General features: G+C 74.8%; 19 protein-coding genes and 1 pseudogene. 11 read left to right on the plus strand and 9 right to left on the minus strand.

Going from position 1 to position 19,469, the window contains the following annotated elements:
* The first annotated feature begins 175 nt into the window (after positions 1-175).
* The 4 genes from AB0442_RS34290 to AB0442_RS34305 all read left to right on the plus strand — a co-directional run bounded on the left by AB0442_RS34290 (position 176) and on the right by AB0442_RS34305 (position 3,825).
* Positions 176-922, plus strand: a complete 747-nt coding sequence (locus AB0442_RS34290; protein ID WP_366167484.1) for an alpha/beta fold hydrolase — start codon at positions 176-178, stop codon at positions 920-922.
* A gap of 54 nt (positions 923-976) precedes the next feature.
* Positions 977-1,573: a hypothetical protein gene (locus tag AB0442_RS34295; RefSeq protein ID WP_366167485.1), complete on the plus strand. Its 597-nt coding sequence runs from the start codon at positions 977-979 to the stop codon at positions 1,571-1,573.
* A 74-nt stretch (positions 1,574-1,647) separates the two neighbouring features.
* On the plus strand, positions 1,648-2,844 hold the full coding sequence (locus AB0442_RS34300; protein ID WP_366167486.1) for a tetratricopeptide repeat protein: 1,197 nt from the start codon (positions 1,648-1,650) through the stop codon (positions 2,842-2,844).
* Positions 2,845-3,204: 360 nt separating this feature from the next.
* On the plus strand, positions 3,205-3,825 hold the full coding sequence (locus AB0442_RS34305) for a DUF3291 domain-containing protein (RefSeq protein ID WP_366167487.1): 621 nt from the start codon (positions 3,205-3,207) through the stop codon (positions 3,823-3,825).
* Here the strand turns inward: AB0442_RS34305 and AB0442_RS34310 are convergent.
* Complete coding sequence (locus AB0442_RS34310; protein WP_366167488.1) at positions 3,810-3,986, minus strand: hypothetical protein; 177 nt, start codon at positions 3,984-3,986, stop codon at positions 3,810-3,812. The genes AB0442_RS34305 and AB0442_RS34310 overlap by 16 nt on opposite strands.
* 281 nt (positions 3,987-4,267) lie before the next feature.
* Between AB0442_RS34310 and AB0442_RS34315 the strand changes: the two genes are divergently transcribed.
* The 3 genes and pseudogenes from AB0442_RS34315 to AB0442_RS34325 form a co-directional block, all read left to right on the plus strand.
* Positions 4,268-4,624 carry a metalloregulator ArsR/SmtB family transcription factor gene (locus AB0442_RS34315; protein WP_366167489.1) on the plus strand — a complete coding sequence of 119 codons (357 nt, stop codon included), beginning with the start codon at positions 4,268-4,270 and terminating at the stop codon, positions 4,622-4,624.
* 108 nt (positions 4,625-4,732) lie between these two features.
* On the plus strand, positions 4,733-6,103 hold the full coding sequence (locus AB0442_RS34320; RefSeq protein ID WP_366167490.1) for an MFS transporter: 1,371 nt from the start codon (positions 4,733-4,735) through the stop codon (positions 6,101-6,103).
* A gap of 182 nt (positions 6,104-6,285) precedes the next feature.
* Positions 6,286-6,448: pseudogene (locus AB0442_RS34325) on the plus strand (MerR family transcriptional regulator); the annotation flags it as partial.
* Between the two features lie 21 nt (positions 6,449-6,469).
* Here the strand turns inward: AB0442_RS34325 and AB0442_RS34330 are convergent.
* Positions 6,470-6,973 (minus strand): DUF1203 domain-containing protein, encoded by a 504-nt coding sequence (locus tag AB0442_RS34330; protein ID WP_366167491.1) that lies wholly within the window; start codon positions 6,971-6,973, stop codon positions 6,470-6,472.
* 229 nt (positions 6,974-7,202) lie between these two features.
* On the opposite strand from AB0442_RS34330, the gene AB0442_RS34335 reads away from it, so the two are divergent.
* Positions 7,203-7,829, plus strand: coding sequence for a GPP34 family phosphoprotein (locus AB0442_RS34335; RefSeq protein WP_366167492.1), 627 nt, complete (start codon positions 7,203-7,205; stop codon positions 7,827-7,829).
* 25 nt (positions 7,830-7,854) lie between these two features.
* On the opposite strand, the gene AB0442_RS34340 is transcribed toward AB0442_RS34335, so the two are convergent.
* Entirely contained in the window at positions 7,855-8,277 is a 423-nt protein-coding gene (locus AB0442_RS34340; protein WP_366167493.1) for a hypothetical protein, read from the minus strand.
* A 176-nt stretch (positions 8,278-8,453) separates the two neighbouring features.
* On the opposite strand from AB0442_RS34340, the gene AB0442_RS34345 reads away from it, so the two are divergent.
* Positions 8,454-8,618, plus strand: a complete 165-nt coding sequence (locus AB0442_RS34345; RefSeq protein WP_366167494.1) for a hypothetical protein — start codon at positions 8,454-8,456, stop codon at positions 8,616-8,618.
* A gap of 136 nt (positions 8,619-8,754) precedes the next feature.
* Here AB0442_RS34345 and AB0442_RS34350 read toward each other — a convergent pair whose 3' ends face one another.
* Entirely contained in the window at positions 8,755-9,387 is a 633-nt protein-coding gene (locus tag AB0442_RS34350; protein WP_366167495.1) for a GNAT family N-acetyltransferase, read from the minus strand.
* Positions 9,388-9,836: 449 nt separating this feature from the next.
* Here AB0442_RS34350 and AB0442_RS34355 point away from each other — a divergent pair, with 449 nt between their 5' ends.
* On the plus strand, positions 9,837-10,337 hold the full coding sequence (locus tag AB0442_RS34355) for a DUF5709 domain-containing protein (protein WP_366167496.1): 501 nt from the start codon (positions 9,837-9,839) through the stop codon (positions 10,335-10,337).
* A 45-nt stretch (positions 10,338-10,382) separates the two neighbouring features.
* Here the strand turns inward: AB0442_RS34355 and AB0442_RS34360 are convergent, their stop codons facing one another.
* From AB0442_RS34360 to AB0442_RS34375, 4 genes are all read right to left on the minus strand, one after another.
* A complete protein-coding gene (locus AB0442_RS34360; protein WP_366167497.1) occupies positions 10,383-12,668 on the minus strand; it encodes a catalase in 2,286 nt (761 codons plus the stop codon).
* Between the two features lie 74 nt (positions 12,669-12,742).
* Positions 12,743-13,234: a hypothetical protein gene (locus tag AB0442_RS34365; protein ID WP_366167498.1), complete on the minus strand. Its 492-nt coding sequence runs from the start codon at positions 13,232-13,234 to the stop codon at positions 12,743-12,745.
* On the minus strand, positions 13,231-15,714 hold the full coding sequence (locus AB0442_RS34370; protein ID WP_366167499.1) for a nitrate reductase: 2,484 nt from the start codon (positions 15,712-15,714) through the stop codon (positions 13,231-13,233). The genes AB0442_RS34365 and AB0442_RS34370 overlap by 4 nt, the downstream gene beginning before the upstream one ends.
* 143 nt (positions 15,715-15,857) lie before the next feature.
* Entirely contained in the window at positions 15,858-17,996 is a 2,139-nt protein-coding gene (locus AB0442_RS34375) for a SpoIIE family protein phosphatase (RefSeq protein ID WP_366167500.1), read from the minus strand.
* Between the two features lie 310 nt (positions 17,997-18,306).
* On the opposite strand from AB0442_RS34375, the gene AB0442_RS34380 reads away from it, so the two are divergent.
* Complete coding sequence (locus AB0442_RS34380) at positions 18,307-18,927, plus strand: L-threonylcarbamoyladenylate synthase (protein ID WP_366167501.1); 621 nt, start codon at positions 18,307-18,309, stop codon at positions 18,925-18,927.
* Between the two features lie 60 nt (positions 18,928-18,987).
* On the opposite strand, the gene AB0442_RS34385 is transcribed toward AB0442_RS34380, so the two are convergent.
* Positions 18,988-19,422 carry an SRPBCC family protein gene (locus AB0442_RS34385; RefSeq protein ID WP_366167502.1) on the minus strand — a complete coding sequence of 145 codons (435 nt, stop codon included), beginning with the start codon at positions 19,420-19,422 and terminating at the stop codon, positions 18,988-18,990.
* Between the last annotated feature and the right edge of the window lie 47 nt (positions 19,423-19,469).

The following is a 19,469-nucleotide window of genomic DNA, read 5'->3' on the forward strand; positions in this document are numbered from 1 at the left end:
TCGACCTCGGCGCCCGCACCCCCGAGGAGACCGCCGTCTCCGTCGCCGCCGAAATCGTCGCCCACCGCCGCGGCGGCAGCTGCCTGCCCCTCTCCACCGGCGACGGCCCCATCCACCGCACCACCCGCCCTGCTGCGCCGCGGGCGCCGCTCCGGCAGCTCGTCGGAGCCAGACCGTGAGACTCCTCGAACTGCACGCGCCGCACGCCCCCGAGCTGACCCTCGTCCTGCTGCACCACGCCGGCGGGTCGGCCGCCGGCTACCGCGACTTCCTCAGCCATCTGCCCACCCACTGGCGGGTGCTGGCGCTGGAACTCCCCGGCCGGGTGCACACCTCCAAGCAGCGCGGCTGCCGCTCGGCCGCCGAGGTGATGGAGCTGCTGCTGCCCGTCCTGGAGTCCGAAGTCGCGGGCCACTACGCGGTGTTCGGACACAGCATGGGGGCGCTCGTCGCCTTCGAACTCGTCCGCGTGCTGGAACGGCTGGGCCGGGCACCGCTCTGGCTCGGCCTCTCCGGCAGCCCCGCCCCGGAGACCGGTTCGCCGGCCACGGAGCAGCGCCACACCTGGCCGCACGAACGGCTGGTGCACTTCATGCGGCGGCTCGGCGGCACCCCGGAGGGCGTCTGGCACCACCCGGTGCTCGCCGAGCGGATGGTCCGCACCATGCGCTGGGACCTGGAGGTCGTCGACACCTACCGCCACCCCGGCGGCCACCCGCTCGCCACCCCCGTCTCGCTCTTCGCCGGCGAGGCCGACCCGCTCGTCCCGCCCGAGCGCATCCGCCGCTGGCGCGCCCACCTCCACAACGCCGTCGCCTTCCACAGCCTCCCCGGCGGCCACTTCTACCTCTTCGAGCACACCGCCGACCTCTGCCGCCGCATCGTCCACGACATCACCACCAGCCGTCCCGCGAGCTCCTGAGCGCCCGTCGATCTTGTACGATTCGCCACCGACCGAAGCGACCTGGGGGCGTACATGAACGGCCGGGGCACCCGCACGACCAGAACGGCCACCCTCGGGGCGGCCCTCCTCCTCGCCTGCGCCTGCTCCCCCACGGACGGCGGCGCAGCGAGGACATCCGCGTCGCCCGCCGCCGTCACGGCGCAGACCCTGTGCGACGCGCTCCTCACCGCCCGGGACGTTCCCGCCGGCTTCCGGAGCCGGGCGACCGGCTCCCCGTGCGACTTCGAGGACCCCGGCACCCGCGACGTCCTCCAGTCCGTCGCCTTCGACGGACGCGAGGACACCGAGGAGATCAACGAGGAACTCGAACTCCTTGGCACGGAGGCCGACGCCGTCTCCCGCTACCCCTCCTGGGTCGCCAACCTCAGCGAGCACGGCCACCGGGTGTACGAGCAGAACGCCGCCCCGTTCCGCGACCTCGGGGACGACGTCCGGCACTTCCTCGTCCACGACACCGCGCACGGGGCCGACGTGTACTTCAACCAGCTGTACGTCCGCCGCGGCCGGCTCCTGGTCTTCCTGAACGTCACGAGCCTGGGCGCCTTCCCGCCCGCCGACCTGCACCGCTTGGCGTCGAAGGCACTGGACCGCACCGCGGCCCTCAGGTAGCACCGGGCGCCGAGGTACACGCACCACCCGCCAGTAGGATCATCGCCACATCAGGCGCGGATGAGGGAGTAAGCATGTTCGCGGCACTGCGGAACCGGGCACAGCGGCGGGACCTCGAACTCGCCCACCGGTTGCACGACGAGGGCGGCCGGCTCGGCGAGCAGGGGCGGTGGGCCGAGGCCGAGAGCACGCTCCGGCAGGCCGTCGAGCTGTGCACCCGACGATTCGGTGCGGACGGCGGATGGACCCTCGTGATCCGCACCAGCCGAGTGGCTGTGCTGCGGCAACTCGACCGCGGCGACGAAGCCCTGGCCGAGTTGCAGGCGCTGCTGGTGCACTGCCCCACCGCGCTGGGCGAGGCGCATGCCGCCACCGCCGAGGTACGGGTCGAGCTCGCCTCCATGCTGATCAGCAGGGGACGACCCGCGGAGGCCGAGCAGCTCCTGTCCGTCGTCCTGCGTCACCGATCCGCCCCGGACCGGCGTGCCCTGGCTGCCCTGGACGCCCGTCTGCGGGCGAAGACCGCTCAGGGCCGACACCGCGAGGCCGTCGACGGGTCCCGTGAGCTGCAGGAACAGAGCGCCCGGGTCTACGGCGCGAACGACATCCGTACCCTGAAGGTCGCCTCCGACCGGGTCCAGAACCTGGTCCAGCTCGGTGAGTACGAGCAGGTCGAACGCGAGTGCCTCGCCCTGCTCGATCTCCACGGCACACCCGACCTGCTCTGGCTGGCCGTCATGAACGCCCTCGTCATGGCGCTCAACGGACTCGGACGCCACGGCGAGGCCGAGGAGGCGGCACGCGAGGCGCTCCGGCGGCAGCGGGAGGTCCAGCAGCCCAGCGGGCACATGCGGATCGCCCTGAGTCTCGGGCTGGCCCGCAGCCTCTCCGGGAGCGGTCGCCACGAGGAGGCCCTGCAGGTCGCCACCCGGGCCGAGGCGGAGTTCCGGGACGGCCCCACCGTCCGCGTCACCCTCGCGGCGCCCATCGCCACCGTCACCGCCCAGGCCCTGCTCGGCCTCGGACGCCCCGAGGAGGCCGAGGCCGCGAGCCGGAAGGCCGTCGAACTCGCTGCGCCCCTCGGCCCCACCCACCACAGCGCCCTGGAAGCCGCCACCACCCTCGGCAGTGCCCTCGCCGCCCAGCAGCGCCACACCGAGGCCCGCGATCAGCTCACCCGCTGCGCCACCGCCTGGCGCGACCGCTTCGGTGCGGAGCACCCCCGCACCCGCGCCGCCGGAGCCGCACTCGCCGCGCTCCCGATCGCCTGACCACGAGGCGAATCACGGTGACGGATCGAGTCGGACTCCTCAGGGCGCCCCGATGGGTGCGGACGGCCGCCATCTGCTGATCCTGCCGTCCGGGGGTCGACGAGGCGCCGTGGATCCTTCCGGGGGTGTTCGCAAGGACCGGTGCAGGAGGCCACTTCGACCGGGAAAACGCAACTTCGACATGGCTCGCCGAGGCGGCTACCTTCAGCTGGTCTTCGGCGACCGCCCGCGGTCGCCCCGGAGTTCCTCCGGGCTGGACCGCCCGCGGGGGAACGAATCGGTCATGCCCGCGAAGCCTCGCTCCGTGCGCGAGCCACCGAACCGGGTCCGCACCAGGCACCCCCGACCAGGGAGAGACGCATGCCCCGTCTTGCGCTGTACACGTTCGGCGTTCTGAAGTCACCCCTCGCCGATCCCGGACCTCTCACCCGCGAGCTCTACGACACGGGCGAGGCCGTCTACCGGAGGATCGGTCAGCACCCCGGGTACCTCGCGCACGCCGAACCGGCGGATGCCGACCGGGGCATGCTCTTCGGTGCGGACTGGGGTGCCTGGGGAGAGTTCGCCGTGCCGACCTGGTACGGCAAGGGCCGGACGTCGGAAACCACCGCCCTGGCCGCGACCCTCTCGCTCTGGACCGACCTGCGTCCCGCCTTCGACGCCGTCTACACCGGTCTGCACCGTGCGGCGCTGAACAGGCGTCACGACTGGTTCGAGAGGACCGGACACCCGAGTCACGTGGCCTGGTGGGTCTCCGACGGCGTGATACCCACCTGGCAGGACGGGGTCTCCAGGCTGGAGCACCTCCACGACCACGGCTCCGCGCCGCACGCCTTCACCTTCCACCACTCGTTCGCCCCGGAGGGAACTCCGACCAGGACCGACGGCATCGGGCCGAAGAGCGACCGGGTCCGCTGGCGAGGAGAGGAAGCCGGGGGCATCGCCCGCCGGCCGCCGGGGGCCGGTCAGCGCCAGCGGTAGGTCGTGTCCGTCATCGGCGGCAGCAGCACGGGCCGCGTCCGCTGGGCGGTCGGTGGTGGCCCGGGCGAGGGCACCGCCGAGGCCGGGTAGAGGTGCAGCCGGGCCGCGCGGGCCGGGTCGCACCACACCACGGCCGTCGGGTCCGCCGCGTCCAGTTCCACGGCGGCGAGTCCGTCCCGGGCCGTGGTCGCAGGCGGAGGACGAAGACGAGGTGCCGGCGCCGGAAGACCCCGTCGCGGCCCGGGCGGGTACTGGCCTGGTCCTGCACCCATCGCAGCACCGGTGCCGCGGGTGCCGCGGTGGCGTCCAGCCCGGGTTCTTCGTGCAGTTCCCGGTGCAACGCCGAGAACGCGTCCTCGCCGCCTCGACGAGGCCGCCGGGCATCGCACCATCCGCACCATGTGCGCACCTGCGCAAGGGCGGCTGCCCCTACCATGTCCCCATGGACTCACGCGCGCCGCTCGCAGATGCACACAGCTCGCAGCAGCACTCCGCGGGCGAGCGCCTGGAGGTGGCGGCCTCCGTCCTGGCCCTGCTGGCCGACCGCACCCGGCTCGCCCTGATGGAGCGGCTCGGCCGCGGCGAGGCGGACGTCACCACCCTGGTCGAGGCGACCGGGGCCGCCCGGCCGTCGGTCAGCCAGCACCTGGCGAAGCTCCGCCTCGCCGGGCTGGTGTCCACCCGCAAGGACGGGCGCCGGGTCGTCTACTCGCTGCGCCACGGCCATCTGCGGCGGCTGGTCGACGAGGCGTTGAACGTCGCCGACCACCAGATCGGTTCGCTGGCTCCGCACGACTGACCGGCCCGCACCCGGTGCCGTCCCGCTCCACGGACAACATGTGCGCGAGTACGCACATGTTGCCTATGATGGCCGGGTCGCACCACGCCGAGCGAGGAGCCGGGGCCGATGCTGTCCGTTCTGCGCAACCGCACCTACCGACACCTCTTCACCGCCCAGGTCGTCGCCCTGGCCGGCACGGGGCTGGCGACCGTGGCGCTCGCCCTGCTGGCGTACGACCTCGCCGGGGCCGACGCGGGCGCGGTGCTGGGCACGGCCCTGGCGATCAAGATGGTCGCCTACGTGGCGATCGCCCCGCTCGCGGGAGCGCTCGCCGGACGGGTGCCGCGCCGGACCCTGATGGCCGCCATGGACCTCACCCGGGCCGGCACGGCGCTGGCACTGCCGTTCGTGGACCGGGTGTGGCAGATCTACCTGACGGTGTTCCTGCTGCAGGCGGCCTCGGCCGTGTTCACCCCGACGTTCCAGGCGACGATCCCGCAGGTGCTGCCGACCGAGCGGGACTACACCGGCGCCCTGTCCATGTCGCGGCTCGCCTACGACCTGGAGTCGCTGGTCAGCCCGGCGCTGGCGGCCGTGCTGCTGACCGCGGTGAGCTACGACTGGCTGTTCGCCGGTACGGCCGTCGGCTTCCTCGCCTCCGCCGCCCTGGTCGTCTCCGCCGTCCTGCCGAAGGCTCCCCCGGTCGAGCGCGCCGGGGGCGTCCGCGCACGGGCGGTGTTCGGCTCACGGCTGTTCCTCGCCACGCCCAGGCTCCGCGCCCTGCTCGCCCTCGACCTCGCGGTCGCGGCGGCGGGGGCGATCGTCTTCGTCGACAGCGTCGTGGTGGTGCGCGAGCACTTCCACCGGCCGGCCGCGGACCTCTCGCTCGCGCTCGGCGCCTACGGTGCCGGCTCGATGGCCGCCGCCCTGCTGCTGCCCCGGGTACTGGCCCGGGTGGGCGACCGGACGGTGATGCTGCCGGCCGCGCTCGCCCTGCCCGCCGCGCTCGCCGCCGTCGCCGCGGTCACCGCAGCGCCGCCCGGCGGGTGGAGCTGGTCCGCCCTGCTGGCGGCCTGGGCGCTGATCGGCGCGGCCGGCTCGGCGGTCCTCACCCCCGGCGGGCGCGTGATCCGCCGCTCGGCGGCCGAGGCCGACCTGCCGGCCGCGTTCGCCGCACAGTTCTCCCTCTCGCACTCCTGCTGGCTGCTGACCTACCCGCTGGCCGGCTGGCTCGCCGCCGCGGCCGGCCTACCGGCCACCGCCCTCACCCTCGGCGTCCTCGCGCTCGGCAGCACGGCGGCCGCCGCCGTGCTGTGGCCCCGCCGGGACCCGGACGCACTCCGCCACGAGCACACCGACCTGCCGGCCGGCCACCCCCACCTCTCCGGCGCCCACCCCTCCAGGGCCGGAGCCTGGAGCCACGGCCACCACTACGTCATCGACGAGCACCACCATTCCTGGCCCCGCGCCGGACGCACCGGGGCCGCCGCACACTGACCTCCGCCGCCGGGACACGGCGAGCGGCGGGGCCAGTGGCACGCGGCAGGCGGCAGCACTTGAGTCTCCCGTAGGTGGGGACGCCACGATGGGCCATGAACGGCGACACGCTCCACGGCCGACTCGTCGCCGTGCTCGCGGCCGACTACGCGCGGGGGTGCGGCCGGCCCGACCGCACCGGGCTCCGCCGCCGGCTGCTGCTCCGGCTGGAGAGCGTGAACGACCCGCGCGGGGAGCGCTACCTCCGCCTCCTCGCAGTGATCAACGGCTGGCCCGTGCAGGAGGGGGCCGGCACCGGCACTCACCTGGGCGGCCGAGGCGGTACGCACCCGCCTGCAGCCGTAGCCGCGCCGCGCCGACCGGCCGTCAGGGCCGGTCGACGCGGAAGTGGTAGCAGCCGTACTCGACCGCCCGGACGTGCACCTGGGCGGTCCCCGGGTCGGCGAACGCCTCCGCGAGGGCGCGGTCGAAGCAGGCGTCGGCGTCCTCGGTCAGCTCCACCAGGCGACCGCCCGTGATGTGCCCGCGGCCGTCGTAGCGGCGGAAGGCGCGCAGGGCGCCGGGGCGGGCCCACGGGTAGCCGGTGGAGTCCGCGTCCGGACCGCCGCAGTCCTCGGCGTGGATGAAGACCGGTCCCTGCTCGTCGTACGCCCCGGGCTCGGCGCCCGTCTCCGCCGCCCAGCGGCGCAGCGGGGCGTAGCTGACGAGGGCGATCCGGTCGCCGACGGCGCTCGGGCGCAGGCAGCAGCGGAGCGGGGAGCCGCCTTCGCCGTCGGGGTGGGGGATCGTCGGGCGGCCCGCGTCGTCGCGGACGCGGAGCTGCTGCAGGGCGGCGGGGGTGATGGGCTGCGGTCGGTAGGTGCTGGTCATGTCCGTCAGCATCGCGCGGTGGGCCGGGGGTTGCCGGCGGGAATCCGACGGCGCCTTCGGCCGTCCCGGGCGAGCGTGCGCGAGGGATGCCGGGCCCGGTGCCGGACGTGGCTCCGGGTGTGGCGCCGGGGCCGGAAATCGGCTCCCGGTGGGTGGCCGGGGAGGCAGACTGGCAGCAGGCACCGCACCACGCGCCGCACTCACCGATCCGCCGGACGTTGGGCCACCGATGGACACCACACCGCAGGACCTGCTGGTCGTCGCCGTCGAGGCGGGGGCCGGCACCCGCCCGGAGCAGGGCGAGCTGTCGCTGGCGCTCGCGGGGGCGGAGCTGATCGACCTGCTCGACGTGCGGGCCGTCCAGTTGGACGACACCCGGATCCTGCCGGGCGGTCCGGTGGCCGTGGCGGACCGGTTGCTGGCCGAGGCCGCGGAGGCGGTCCTCCGGCAGCCGCCGTTCGAGTCGGTCGAGGACTGGCTGTGGCGCCGGGGCCGCGGGCTCGCGGCCGCCTACGCGGCCCTGCTCGGGACAGGCGGTCGGGTCCGGCGTCCGCGCTTCCACCGGGTGCACGGGACGCCGGAGGCGCAGGCCGGTGGCCCGGTGCCGACCGAGTCCGCCGGTCGCCGTGCGGCGGTGGACCGATGGGTGTCGCGCGAGCCCGTGCTCACCGCCCTCGCGGCGGCCGTCGACATCGGCGGGCTGCCCCCGGGCGAGCAGCCGGACATCGCCGACGACGACGTGGCGACCGTCCTCGCCGCGGTGAACGACGCGGTCCGGGAGCTGGACGCCGTGCGGCGGCGCCGCGCCGTCGAGGAGGCGGCGTTCAACAACATCTGGCGCGGCGCGGTCGGTTGAGGGCCGACCCCGGTGTCACGGCGCGTCAGTCGGGCAGGGTACGGAACCGTGCCTTGCGCAGGTCGAGGAACCGGTCGCACACCTCGCCGATCGGGCGGTCCTCCTGCTCGTGGCCCTCGCCCGTCGGGACGGCGTGCGCCAGTCGGTCGCTGAGGTTCAGCGCGTCGTGGCGGGCACGGTTCCACGGCTCGGCGGCGGGATCCCCGTCCGGCCGTTCCGGCCCGTCCTCGTCGCGGGTGCCCGCCACCGCCGCCGTGTCCTCCAACGCGTCGGCCGGCCGGGCGAAGGAGCGCCGCAGCACGTCCGCGATCTCGCCGAGGTCGGGGTCGTCCAGCCCCGGGTAGCCGCGGTGGTGCTCCATCGCGTAGGCGAACAGGTGGACGGCGTCGGCGAGTTGATAGGCCGTGTGGGTTCCGAGCGGTCGGTCGGGTTCGGTCGGCCGGGTCATGGGGTCCTTCACCGAGGGGGTGCGGGCCGGGCACCACCTCCGGCCGCCGGGCGGTCAGCCAGTTGATCTCAGTCACCGTTCCTCCAGCAGGACTGACGGGGCCGGTTCTCCGTGTGGTGGCCGGGGAACGGGGCAGCCGCCCAGTAGCCCTGCTCGGACCAGGAGAGGACGAGGTCATGACCACACCCGATGACGACCGGGCGCACCCCGACGAGGAGACGCGGGAGCGTTCCGCGGAGGAGCGCAGCATCACGGCTCCCACCCCGGCGGACGTCCGGGCCAAGGGCGAGGACGACGGGGAGGAGCCCGAGCCGCCTGCCGCGGACGCCGTGGCACCGTAGCGGCGACAGCACGTTCCGCGCTCGACCACCGGCTCGTCGAGGAGGCGGCCGCCCTGCCGGCGGCCGCCGCCCCGAGCGCGACCGCCGGTGGGCGCTGCGACTCGCCCGGCCCGGCGGTGTCGTCGTCGGCGACGGCTCAGGGCGCGGCGAAGTCGTCGCGGTCCAGCGCGTGGACGGTGCAGGGGCGGCCGAGCACCACGTCCTCGCGGAGCGGCGCGAAGCCCAGGCGGCGGGCCACGGCGGTGGAGGCTTCGTTGCCGTGGTGGATCATCGCGGTGATCCGGGTGAGCCCGAGCGTGCCGAAGCCCCAGGCGAGGACGGTCCGCGCCGCCTCGGCGGCGTAGCCGTTGCCCCAGTGGCGGCGGGCGAAGGTCCAGCCGATCTCGGTCTCGCCGAACTGCTCCCACCAGTTGAGGCCGCAGCGGCCGATCGCCTCACCGGTGCGAGTGAGTTCGACGGCGCACAGGCCGTGGCCGCGCTCGGCCCACTGCCGCTGGATGTCGTGGAGTCGGGCGGCGGCCTGCTCGCGGGTGTAGGCGCCGACGAACCGGTTGACCTCGTCGTCGTCGTGCAGGCGCACCCACCAGTCGGTATCGGCCTCGGTGAGGGGGCGCAGGCGCAGGCGCGGGGTGGTGAGCACGGTCGTCAGGTCCTCGGTGTGCATCGTCGGGGTGTCGTCGGGGACGGACTGCGCGGGCCGGATGTCCGCGCCGGCCGGGTTGGTGCTCGGGACGTGCGCGGCCGCGGCGAGTCTGCTGTTCGCGGCCATGATCCCTCCCCGACGGAACGGTTCCAGTGGCATCGAGGCCCCGTCAAGGCGAACACCCACCACGGGCAGCCGGGCTGGCGCAGCGACAGCCACGGGACGAGGGGGCAGGACGCGGGGTACGGGTGCAGACCTGCCTCACGCGGACCGTGCCGTACGGGCGCGGCGGCACACCCCCGGGCGATCCCCCGGCGGTTCCGCGGCCGGTCCGGCACGGGCCGGTGGCCAGGCCGGGATCCGGGGACCGCGGGCCCCGCGTGTTTCGCTCCCGGGGCGACGGACGTACCGTCGAGGGACGGGACCGATCACGGGCCGACCCCACACGCAGGCCGCCCGGACCGGAACCGCAGCAGGCGGCGGGCCCCGGCCCGGCCGTCGGCGCGGATGGCCCCGGCCGATGCGGGTACGAGGACGCCGGACGGAGGGGCAACCGAGACGACCGGGAGGCCGTGATGACCGAGAGCGGCAGGGCGGACGAGGTCTACCAGCCTGCGGACACCGCCGACGACCAGGCCGATGCCTCCGCCTTGGACCTGCAGAACGCCCTCGACGAGCGGACCTACGACGATCTCCTCGACGAGGGGTGGTCGCCGCCCGAGCGGCCGTTCGCCGTCCGGCAGGCCGGGACGACGGCCGGTGAGCAGCGGTCGGGCGAGTCGCTCGACCAGCGGCTGGCCCGGGAGCTGCCCGACCAGGAGCCGGACGCGGGCGACCGCATCGGCGACCTGGCCGACGGCGACGGCGAGCCCGTCGACCGCGAGGCGGGCGCCGAGCGGGCCGGACGCCTGGTCGCACCCGACGAGGGCGCGCACGACAGGACCACCGAGCTCTACGCCGAGGACGTCGGCATCGACGCCGGCGCGGCCTGCGCCGAGGAGGCGGCCGTGCACATCGTGCCGGACAGCGCCCTGGACGGCTCCGACGACGCCGACGGCGAGGCCGCCTGGCCGTGACGGCCGGTGGCCGTCGGAGCCGTTCGGGTGACGCTCCCGCAACCGTCAGCCCACCTCGGGCGGCGGTGCGGGGAACCGGTCCCAGACGCGGTGGCCGGCGAGGAGCTCGGTGATCCCGCTCAGTACGGACTCGCCGTCCTCGCCGAGGACGACACCGGGGGCGTCGGTGGGGATGCCGGCGGCCCGCAGGGCACGGTCGGCGCCGTCCCAGCCGCCGATGGCCTTGGCGTGACGCCAGGCCTCGCCGAGCAGCAGGGTGACCCGGGGGTCGACCCCGCCGCCGGACGGGATTCCGGCCTTGGCGTCGCGGCCGCCGTCGGCGTCGGCGCCCGGCGCAGGTGCGCCGGCGAGCAGCACGGCGTCGAATTCGACCGACCGGGCGGTGGCGAAGGTCCGCTGGACGGCCACCGGGTCGGCGCCGTCCGCGGTCAGCCGCCCGCCGGTGGGGGCGACGACCAGCGGCACCATGTCCGCGGCGAGCACCGCCCGGCGGGCGCTGGTGAGCGCTTCGAGGTCGCCGCCCGGGCCGGTGACGATGCCGATCACCCGGCCGGCGGTCGGCCAGGTCCGGCCGATCTGGGAGAGGGCCGGGCTCGGGGTCCCCGGCGCGTACCCGGTCGATTCCGGTGCGGGCAGCCCGAGCCCGTCGGCCACCTCGGCGCAGAGCCGCGGGTCGATCTCGGCGAGGACCCGGAGGCTGCGTTCCTTGATCGCCTGTTCGTGGCACTTGGCGAGCTCGAAGGTGTACGCGGCGATGATGTGCTCGCGCTCGGTCGGGCTCATGCTGGCCCAGAACATCCGGGGCTGGCCGAAGTGGTCGTCGAAGGAGGCGGGCGCCGCGCGGACCTTGGCCGCGGCGGGCAGCGGAACGGGGTGCTCGATGAAGGCGTGCTCCCCGGCGCCGGCGAAGAACGGGCAGCCGCCGTCCAGGGAGTTCGGCTTGTAGGGCGCCGCCCCGCTGTGCACGGCGTCCTGGTGGAAGCCGTCGCGGAGCATGTCGTTGACCGGGGCGTGGGTGCGGTTGACCGGGATCTGGGCGAAGTTGGGGCCGCCGAGGCGGGTGATCTGGGTGTCCAGGTAGGAGAACAACCGGCCCGCCAGCAGCGGGTCGTCGGTGACGTCGATGCCCGGGACGAGGTGCCCGGGGTGGAAGGCGACCTGTTCGACCTCGGCGAAGAAGTTCGTCGGGTTGGCGTTGAGGGTGAGCAGGCCGACCGGCTGGACGGGGGCGAGTTCCTCGGGGACGAGTTTCGTGGGGTCGAGCAGGTCGATGCCCTCGAAGGTCTGCTCCGGGGTGTCGGGGAGCACCTGGATGCCCAGTTCCCACTGCGGGAAGGCGCCGGCCTCGATGGCGTCGTAGAGGTCGCGCCGGTGGAAGTCCGGGTCGGCGCCGGCGATCAGCTGCGCCTCCTCCCAGGTCAGCGAGTGCACGCCGAGCTTCGGCTTCCAGTGCCACTTGACCAGGCTGGTGCCGCCCTCGGCGTCGACCAGGCGGAAGGTGTGCACGCCGAAGCCCTCCATCGTCCGGTACGAGCGGGGGACGCCGCGGTCGGACATGTTCCACAGGGTGTGGTGGGTGGCCTCGGTGTGCAGCGAGACGAAGTCCCAGAAGGTGTCGTGGGCGGACTGCGCCTGCGGGATCTCCCGGTCCGGGTGCGGCTTGGCGGCGTGGACGACGTCCGGGAACTTGACCGCGTCCTGGATGAAGAACACCGGGATGTTGTTGCCGACCAGGTCGAAGACGCCCTCGGCGGTGTAGAACTTCGTGGCGAATCCGCGGGTGTCGCGCACGGTGTCCGCGGAGCCGCGGGAGCCGAGCACGGTGGAGAACCGGACGAACACCGGTGTCTCGACGTCCTCGGCGAGGAAGGCCGCCTTGGTGACGTTCGCCGCGCTGCCGTAGCTGCGGAAGACGCCGTGGGCGCCGGCGCCGCGGGCGTGCACCACGCGCTCCGGGATGCGCTCGTGGTCGAAGTGGGTGATCTTCTCGCGCAGGTGGTGGTCCTGCAGCAGCACGGGACCGCGCGGCCCGGCCTTGAGGGAGTGGTTCGAGTCCGGCAGCCGGGTGCCCTGCGCCGTGGTGAGGAACTCCCCGTTCTGGGCGCGGAGATCGGGTTCCGAGCCGTCCGCCCGGCCGGTCGCGGAGACGGTGCGCGGGGCGGCCTGGTCGGGTTTGGGCGGCAGCGGGGACCGCGGCTCGGCGGGCTCCTCCACCTGCGGCGACTCGGGGCCGGGTGCTCCCGGCACCTCGGGCCGCGAGTCGGGAAGGACCTCCTCCGCCACCTCCACCGCCTTGTCGACGATCTTCCTGATGGGTCCTGGCTCGCTCATCTCGACCTCCGGGTTCCTGTCGCGGGACGCCTACGCGCCTACCCCTGCGGCCCGGATGAAACGGGTTCGGACCGTCACACGCTGCTGAGCAGCTGCGGGGAGAGGACCTTGATCGTGGTGTTGGTCCAGCGCATCTGACGCAGCGTCTGCGGGTGGCAGGCGGTGGCCAGATCGAGCAGGCGGCCCTCGCCGGTGGCCTGCGCCACCTGGGCGAGCATCTCCCAGTGCAGGGAGTTCTCGGCGGCCGCGAGGTGCAGGGCGCGCAGGTCGTGCAGCAGGAGCAGGCCGGTCTCGGGGCGCCGCCCGAGGGCCTCGGCGGTCTTCTCGCGGACGGCCGCCACCAGGCCCGGGCCCGCGTCGCCGGCCGGACCGGAGAGGTCCAGGCCGTAGTGCTGCGCGGTGCGGGCGATGCGCTCGGCGTGCTCGTGGGACCAGCGGGCCACGTCGGTGGCGACGTGGTGCACCTCGTGGTCGGCGCGGTGGCGCCGGGCCGCGGCGAGCAGGTCCTTCTCCAGGTGCCGCTCGCCGTCGTGCAGGGCGCGCAGGGTGATCGCGATGCCGTTCACGGCCCGCCTTCCTCTCCCGCCGGGGCGGTTCCCGGTGTCTGGGTGGCCACGGCGTCCGGTCCTCCGGTGGTCGGCGGGGCGGACCGCGGGTCGACCGGGGCGGAGGCGGTGGTGGTGGGCGCCGGGGAGACGGCTCCGCCGGCCCGCTCGACCAGCGCGAGCCGGGCGGCGGCGGTCTTGAACAGCGGCTGTTTGGAGACCGGGTCCCAGTCGGTGATCGTCGTCTCGTTGGCGGCCCGGCCGCCCTCCTCGCCGGGGCGGTGGCCGCCGGGGGTGTCCCAGTAGCCGTAGTGGAACGGCAGGAAGACCATGCCGTCGCGGATGCCGGTGATCCGCAGCCGGCCGCGCACCGACCCGCGCGGACTCGCGACCTCGACCAGGTCGCCCTCCGCGACGCCGTGCCGCTGCGCCTCGCCCGCGGAGAGCTCGACCCACACCTCGGGAGCGGCGGCGTTCAGCTGCGGCACCCGGCCGGTCTTGGTACGGGTGTGGAAGTGGTACAGCGTGCGGCCGGTGTTCAGCTGCAGCGGATACTCCGCGCTCGTGTCCTCGTGCGGCGGCAGGTACTCGGCGGCCTTGAGCACCGCCTTGCCGTCCGGGTTGAGCGCCCGGTACTCGGTCTCGGAGACGGCGGCCCCGGTGACCAGGTCCTTGCCGTAGCTCTCGCAGTCCTCCGCGGCGGCCCAGGTGATGCCGTCGGTGTAGAGCCGCTCGGTGCCGTCCGGCGCCTCCCCGGTGCACGGCCACTGGATGCCGCTGCGGCCGCGCAGCCGGTCGTGGCTGAGGCCGGTGTAGTCGCAGGGCCGGCCGCGGCTGCACTCCTTCCATGCCTCGAACGCCGAGTCGGCGTCGTGCCAGCCGACGAGCGGGCCGCCGTCCTTGTCGCGGAAGTCCATCCGGCGGGCGAAGTCGAGCAGGATGTCGAGGTCGCTGCGGGCCTCGCCCGGCGGGTCCACGGCCTTCTCGGAGAGGTGGACGGTGCGGTCGGCGTTGGTGAAGGCGCCGGTCTTCTCGCCCCAGGTGGCGGCGGGCAGCACGACGTCCGCCAGCTGGGCGGTCTCGGTGAGGTACAGGTCCTGGACCACCGTGAACAGCCGTTCCTGGCCGAGGACGTCGCGGATGCGGTGCAGTTCGGGCAAGGAGACGGCCGGGTTGGTGCCGGTGATCCACAGCATCCGGATCGAGCCCTGCTCGGCGTAGCGGAAGATCTGCATCGCCGGGGTGGGCGGCCCGTGGTGCGGGATCCGGGACGGCTCGACGTTCCAGATCCGCGCGAGGTCGGCGACGTGCTGCTCGTTCTCCCAGTTGCGGAATCCCGGCAGGTCGCCGTCGGCGCCGCACTCCCGGGTGTTCTCGGCGGTGGGCTGGCCGTTCATCTGCAGGACCCCGCAGCCCGGCCGCCCGAGCATGCCGCGGATCAGCTGCAGGTTGTTGACCTGGCAGGCGGCTGCGGTCGCCTGGTGGGACTGGTAGACGCCCTGCAGCACGGTGGAGAGCAGCCGTTCGGCGCCGCCCAGGACCTCGGCGGCCCGCTCGATGTCGCGGGCGGGGACGTCACAGATCCGGGCGGCCCGTCCGGGGGTCCACCCGGCGACCTGCGCGGCGAGTTCGTCGAAGCCCACGGTGCGGGCGTCGACGAACGCGCGGTCGATCCGGCCGGTACGGATGATCTCGTGCAGCAGGGCGTTCAGCAGGGCGACGTTGGTGCCGGAACGGGGGGCGAGGTGCACGGTGGCGCGGCGGGCCACCTGGGTGGGCCGCGGGTCGACGCAGACCAGCCGGGGCGGTTCGGGGCCTGCGAGGCGGTCCAGGACGCGCATCCACAGCACCGGCTGGGTCTCGGCCACGTTGTGTCCGAACAGGGCGATGACGTCGGCGTGGTCGACGTCCGTGTACGAGCCGGGCTGGCCGTCGCTGCCGAAGGTCTCCTTCAGCGCCTCGCCGGCGGTGGCGGTGCACAGCCGGGTGTTGCCGTCCAGGTGGCTGGTGCCGATCCCGGCCCGGGCGATCACCGCGAGCGTGTAGTACTCCTCCAGGAAGAGCTGCCCGCTGGTGTAGAAGCCGATCGAGCCGGGGCCGCGCTCGCGCAGCAGGCCCTTCGCCTCGGTGACGACGCGGGACATGGCGGTGTCCCAGTCGCAGGCCTCCAGCCGGCCGTCCCGGCGCACCAGCGGGGTGGTCAGCCGGTCGGCGGCGTGGTTGGCCTGCCAGCCGAAGAGGTCCTTCGGTCCGAGCCGTCCCCGGTTGACCCGGTCCACGGCACGGCCGCGCACGCCCACGATCCGCCCTCCGGCGACCGCGATGTCCATGGCGTCCCCGTCGGAGTGCAGCAGCGACGCGCTCTGCGCCCATCGCTCCACCCCGTCCGCGGCGGTGCCGGGTGCCAGGAAGGAGTCGACGCGCACCGGCCACGGCTGCCCGCGTCCGTAGGGGGTGCGGTCGCCCCAGGGCTGTGCGATCCGGTCCAGTGCTGGTTCCATGGCCGGCCTCCGTGCTCCCCGGTGTCCGTCCCGGTCCGTGACGGTCGTGGCAGCGTGTACCCGGCCGGTCGGCGGCTACGCGGGCTGCACGCGCCCTCCGGCTGCCGCTCGGCGGGGTGTGCGGGGGGCGGCTGTCGGCGCGCTCACGGCCGACCGGCCGCCGGGGTGGGCAGGACCCGGGCGATGAGCAGGGCGACGTCGTCGTCGGTGTCGGGGCGGCGCAGCGCGGCGAGCAGGAGGTCGCAGGTGTCGTCGAGGGTGCGGCGGGGTCCGGCGAGGAGGTCGACGAGGGTCTGCAGGCGCTGGTCGATGTCCTGGTCGCGGACCTCGATCAGGCCGTCGGTGTACAGCAGCAGGTCGTCGCCGGCCCGCAGGGCGTGCTCGGCCGCGCGGAAGGGGATGCCGCCGACGCCGAGCGGTGCGCCGGTGTCCAGCCGGACGGGGCGGGGAACGCCGGCCCGGACGTGCACGGGCGGCAGGTGGCCGGCATTGGCGAGCAGGCACGTCCGGGTGGCCGGGTCGTAGCGGGCGACCAGGCAGGTGGCGGTGGACTCGCCGAGTTCGCGGGTGGTCTCGTCGAGATGGGTCAGGATGTCGTCGGGTTCGAGGCCGAGCCGGGCCAGGACGCGGGCGGCGGTGCGCAGTTGGCCCATGGTGGCGGCGGCGTTGATGCCCGATCCCATGACGTCGCCGACGACCAGGGCGGTGCGGTCGCCGTCGAGCGGGACGACGTCGAACCAGTCGCCACCGGTCTCCTCGGCCTCGCCGGCCGGTTGGTAGCGGTGGGCGATCGCGAGACCGGGCGCGGACACCGCGTCGTGCGGCGGCAGGAGGTGGCGCTGCAGGGTCAGGGCGGTGTGGCGCTGGCGCTGGTACCAGCGGGCGTTGTCGATGGCGACGGCGGCACGGGCGGCGAGTTCGGTGGCCAGCAGCAGGTCGTCCTGGTCGAACGGGGCGGGGTTGCGGGTGCGTTTGAGGTCCAGCGCCCCGAGGACCCGGCCGCGGGCGATCAGCGGCATCGCGAGGTACGAGTGGACCCCGGCCGCCTCCAGGAGCCCGGCCGCCTCCTCGTCGCGGGCGATCCGGCCCAGGTCCGCGGGACGCACCACCGGCAGGAAGACGGGGTGGGCGCTGGCGACGCACTGGGCGATCAACCGGTCGGGCCGGTAGCGGACGACCTCCCCCACCGGGTCGGCCGCGGCCCGTTCGGGGCCCGGGTGGGCGGCCTTGAACGCCATCGCCCGGAAGCGGGCCTCGCCGTCGTGGGTGCTGCCGTGCCGGGTGCCGTCGTGCCGGCCGCCGCCGTCGTGGGGGGTGCGGTCGTGGGCGGTGTCGTGCCGGCCGGTGAGGACGGTGTCCAGCAGGTCGACGGCGGCGGTGTCGGCGACTTCGGGCACGGTGACGTCCGCGAGTTCCCGGGCGGTCGCCGCCACGTCCAGGGTGGTGCCGACCCGCATCGAGGCGTCGGCGACCAGTGAGAGCCGGCGGCGGGCGCGGGAGGCCTCCTGGGCCTGTTCGTGCTCGGCGGTCACGTCCGTCACCGCGACGGCCAGCCCCAGTACGTCCCCGGCCCGGTCGTCCAGCCGGTAGTACGAGGAGGTCCAGGCGTGTTCGCGGCCGAAGTCGGAGAGCGGGCGCCCGGTGGCGAACTCCTCCAGCACCGGCTCCCCGGTGGCCAGGACCTGCCGCATCCGTTCCTCGATCGCGGCGACGTCCAGGTGCCCGAGGACCTGGCCCGGGGTGCGGCCGAGGTGGTCCGCGGCGGACACGCCGTTGATCCGCTCCAGCGCCTCGTTGACGAGGACGTAGCGCAGCTCGGTGTCCAGGACGGCGAGGCCGATCGGTGCCTGTCCGACCATCCGCGCGGACAGCGCCAGGTCCCGTTCCAGCCGGGCCAGCGTCCGCCGCTCGGAGGTGATGCCGAGGACGCACCACTGCCCGGACCCGGCCTGCAGGCGCATGGTGCGGAACTCGACCTCCACCGTGCGCCCGTCCTTGTGCCGGGCGGGGAACGCGCCCGCCCGGACGCCGCCGTCCGCCGTCGCCCGGGTGAAGTCCTCCCACGCCCGGCCGGGGCGGGTGCCGCCGACCAGCAGGTCGAGCGCGTCCCGCCCGAGGGCGTCCGCGCTGCTGTGGCCGAACAGTGCCTCGGCCGGCGGGCTCCACAGCGCGATCCGGCCCCGGCCGTCGAGGACGACGGCCGCGACGCCCAGCACGTCCAGCAGCCCGCCCGGGGCCGTCGCGGGACCCTGCGGGCCGGGCCGCTCGCCGTCCGCCGCCATCGTGACCACCTCCCGCGCGCGACCGGGTGCCGCACCCGCCGGTGCCGGTGCGGACCGCTCCTCCCCCGGCGTCTGCCCGATCGCCGCCGCCCGCCACCTGTCGATTCCGCGCCGGCCCGCCGATCGCGTTGTCCGGTCCCGCCGTCCGGTCCTGCGGGGCGTTCGCCGCCCGGGACTTCGGCGCCGCCGACGGGGGCGCCACGCCCTCGACCGCACCGGGTGCCGGACCTCCGGGACGGCCCGGTCCAGTGCGCCGGCGGCGGTCGGCGCGTCCCGCCCGGACCCCGGGCGGATGCCGTAAGTTTGGCCAATGGCAAAGTACTTCGACGTGCACCCGCAGACCCCTCAGGCGCGCACCATCGGCACCGTCGCCGACAGTCTCCGCTCCGGGGCGCTGATCGCCTACCCCACCGACTCCTGCTTCGCGCTCGGCTGCCGACTGGACAACCACGACGGTCTGGAGCGGATCCGGTCGATCCGGCGGCTGGACGACCGCCACCACTTCACGCTGGTGTGCGAGAACTTCGCGCAGCTGGGCCAGTTCGTCCACATCGACAACGACGTGTTCCGCGCGATCAAGGCGGCGACCCCGGGCAGTTACACCTTCATCCTGCCCGCGACCAAGGAGGTGCCGCGCCGGCTGCAGCACCCGAAGAAGAAGACGGTGGGCGTCCGGATCCCGGACCACACCGTCGCCCGGGCGCTGCTCGCCGAGCTCGGCGAGCCGCTGGTCTCCAGCACCCTGCTGCTGCCCGGTGAGGAGGAGCCGATGACCCAGGGCTGGGAGATCAAGGAGCGGCTCGACCACGTGCTGGACGCCGTCGTGGACTCGGGCGACTGCGGCACCGAGCCGACGACGGTGGTCGACTTCTCCGGCGGCGAGGCGGAGATCGTCCGGCGCGGGGCCGGCGATCCCGCGCGGTTCGAGTGAGCGGGGTTCCCGGTGGAACCTCCGGCCGGATGCCGCCCGGGGCGGCCTCGGCGGGAGGCCTCAGCGGGCGGCGAGGACCTGCGGCAGCCGGTCCGCGACGCCGTCCGCGAGCTCCTCGAACGCGCCCCGGAGGAACGGTGCGGCGAGCCTCGCCACGCCCTTGAAGCGCAGCTGCGCCCGGTAGTCGACGACCGCGCCGCCCCCGTCGGCCGGCCGGACGGTGATGTCGTCGGTGGCGGTGACCGTCCCGTTCTCGCCCACGAACAGCAGGCGGTCCGGTTCCCGGCGGACGAGCCGGTACTCCAGCCGGGTGGTGCGTCCTCGGAAGCGGGAGGTGTTCGTCCAGCGCGACCCCTCCGTCACGGGGCCGGTGTCGGTGCGGACGCAGCTGACCGTGCCCGGGTCCCACTCGGGCGTGTGGCCGAAGTCCGCGAGGTAGCGCAGCACGTCCTCGGCGGGCCGGCCGACCGGGATCCGGCGTTCGACGGTGACCACGGGGTCTCCTCCCTCGGGCGGCGGGCGGTTCGGTGTCCCCCGCTCGT

The organism is Kitasatospora sp. NPDC085895 (assembly GCF_040702125.1).
Lineage (GTDB): Bacteria > Actinomycetota > Actinomycetes > Streptomycetales > Streptomycetaceae > Kitasatospora > Kitasatospora arboriphila.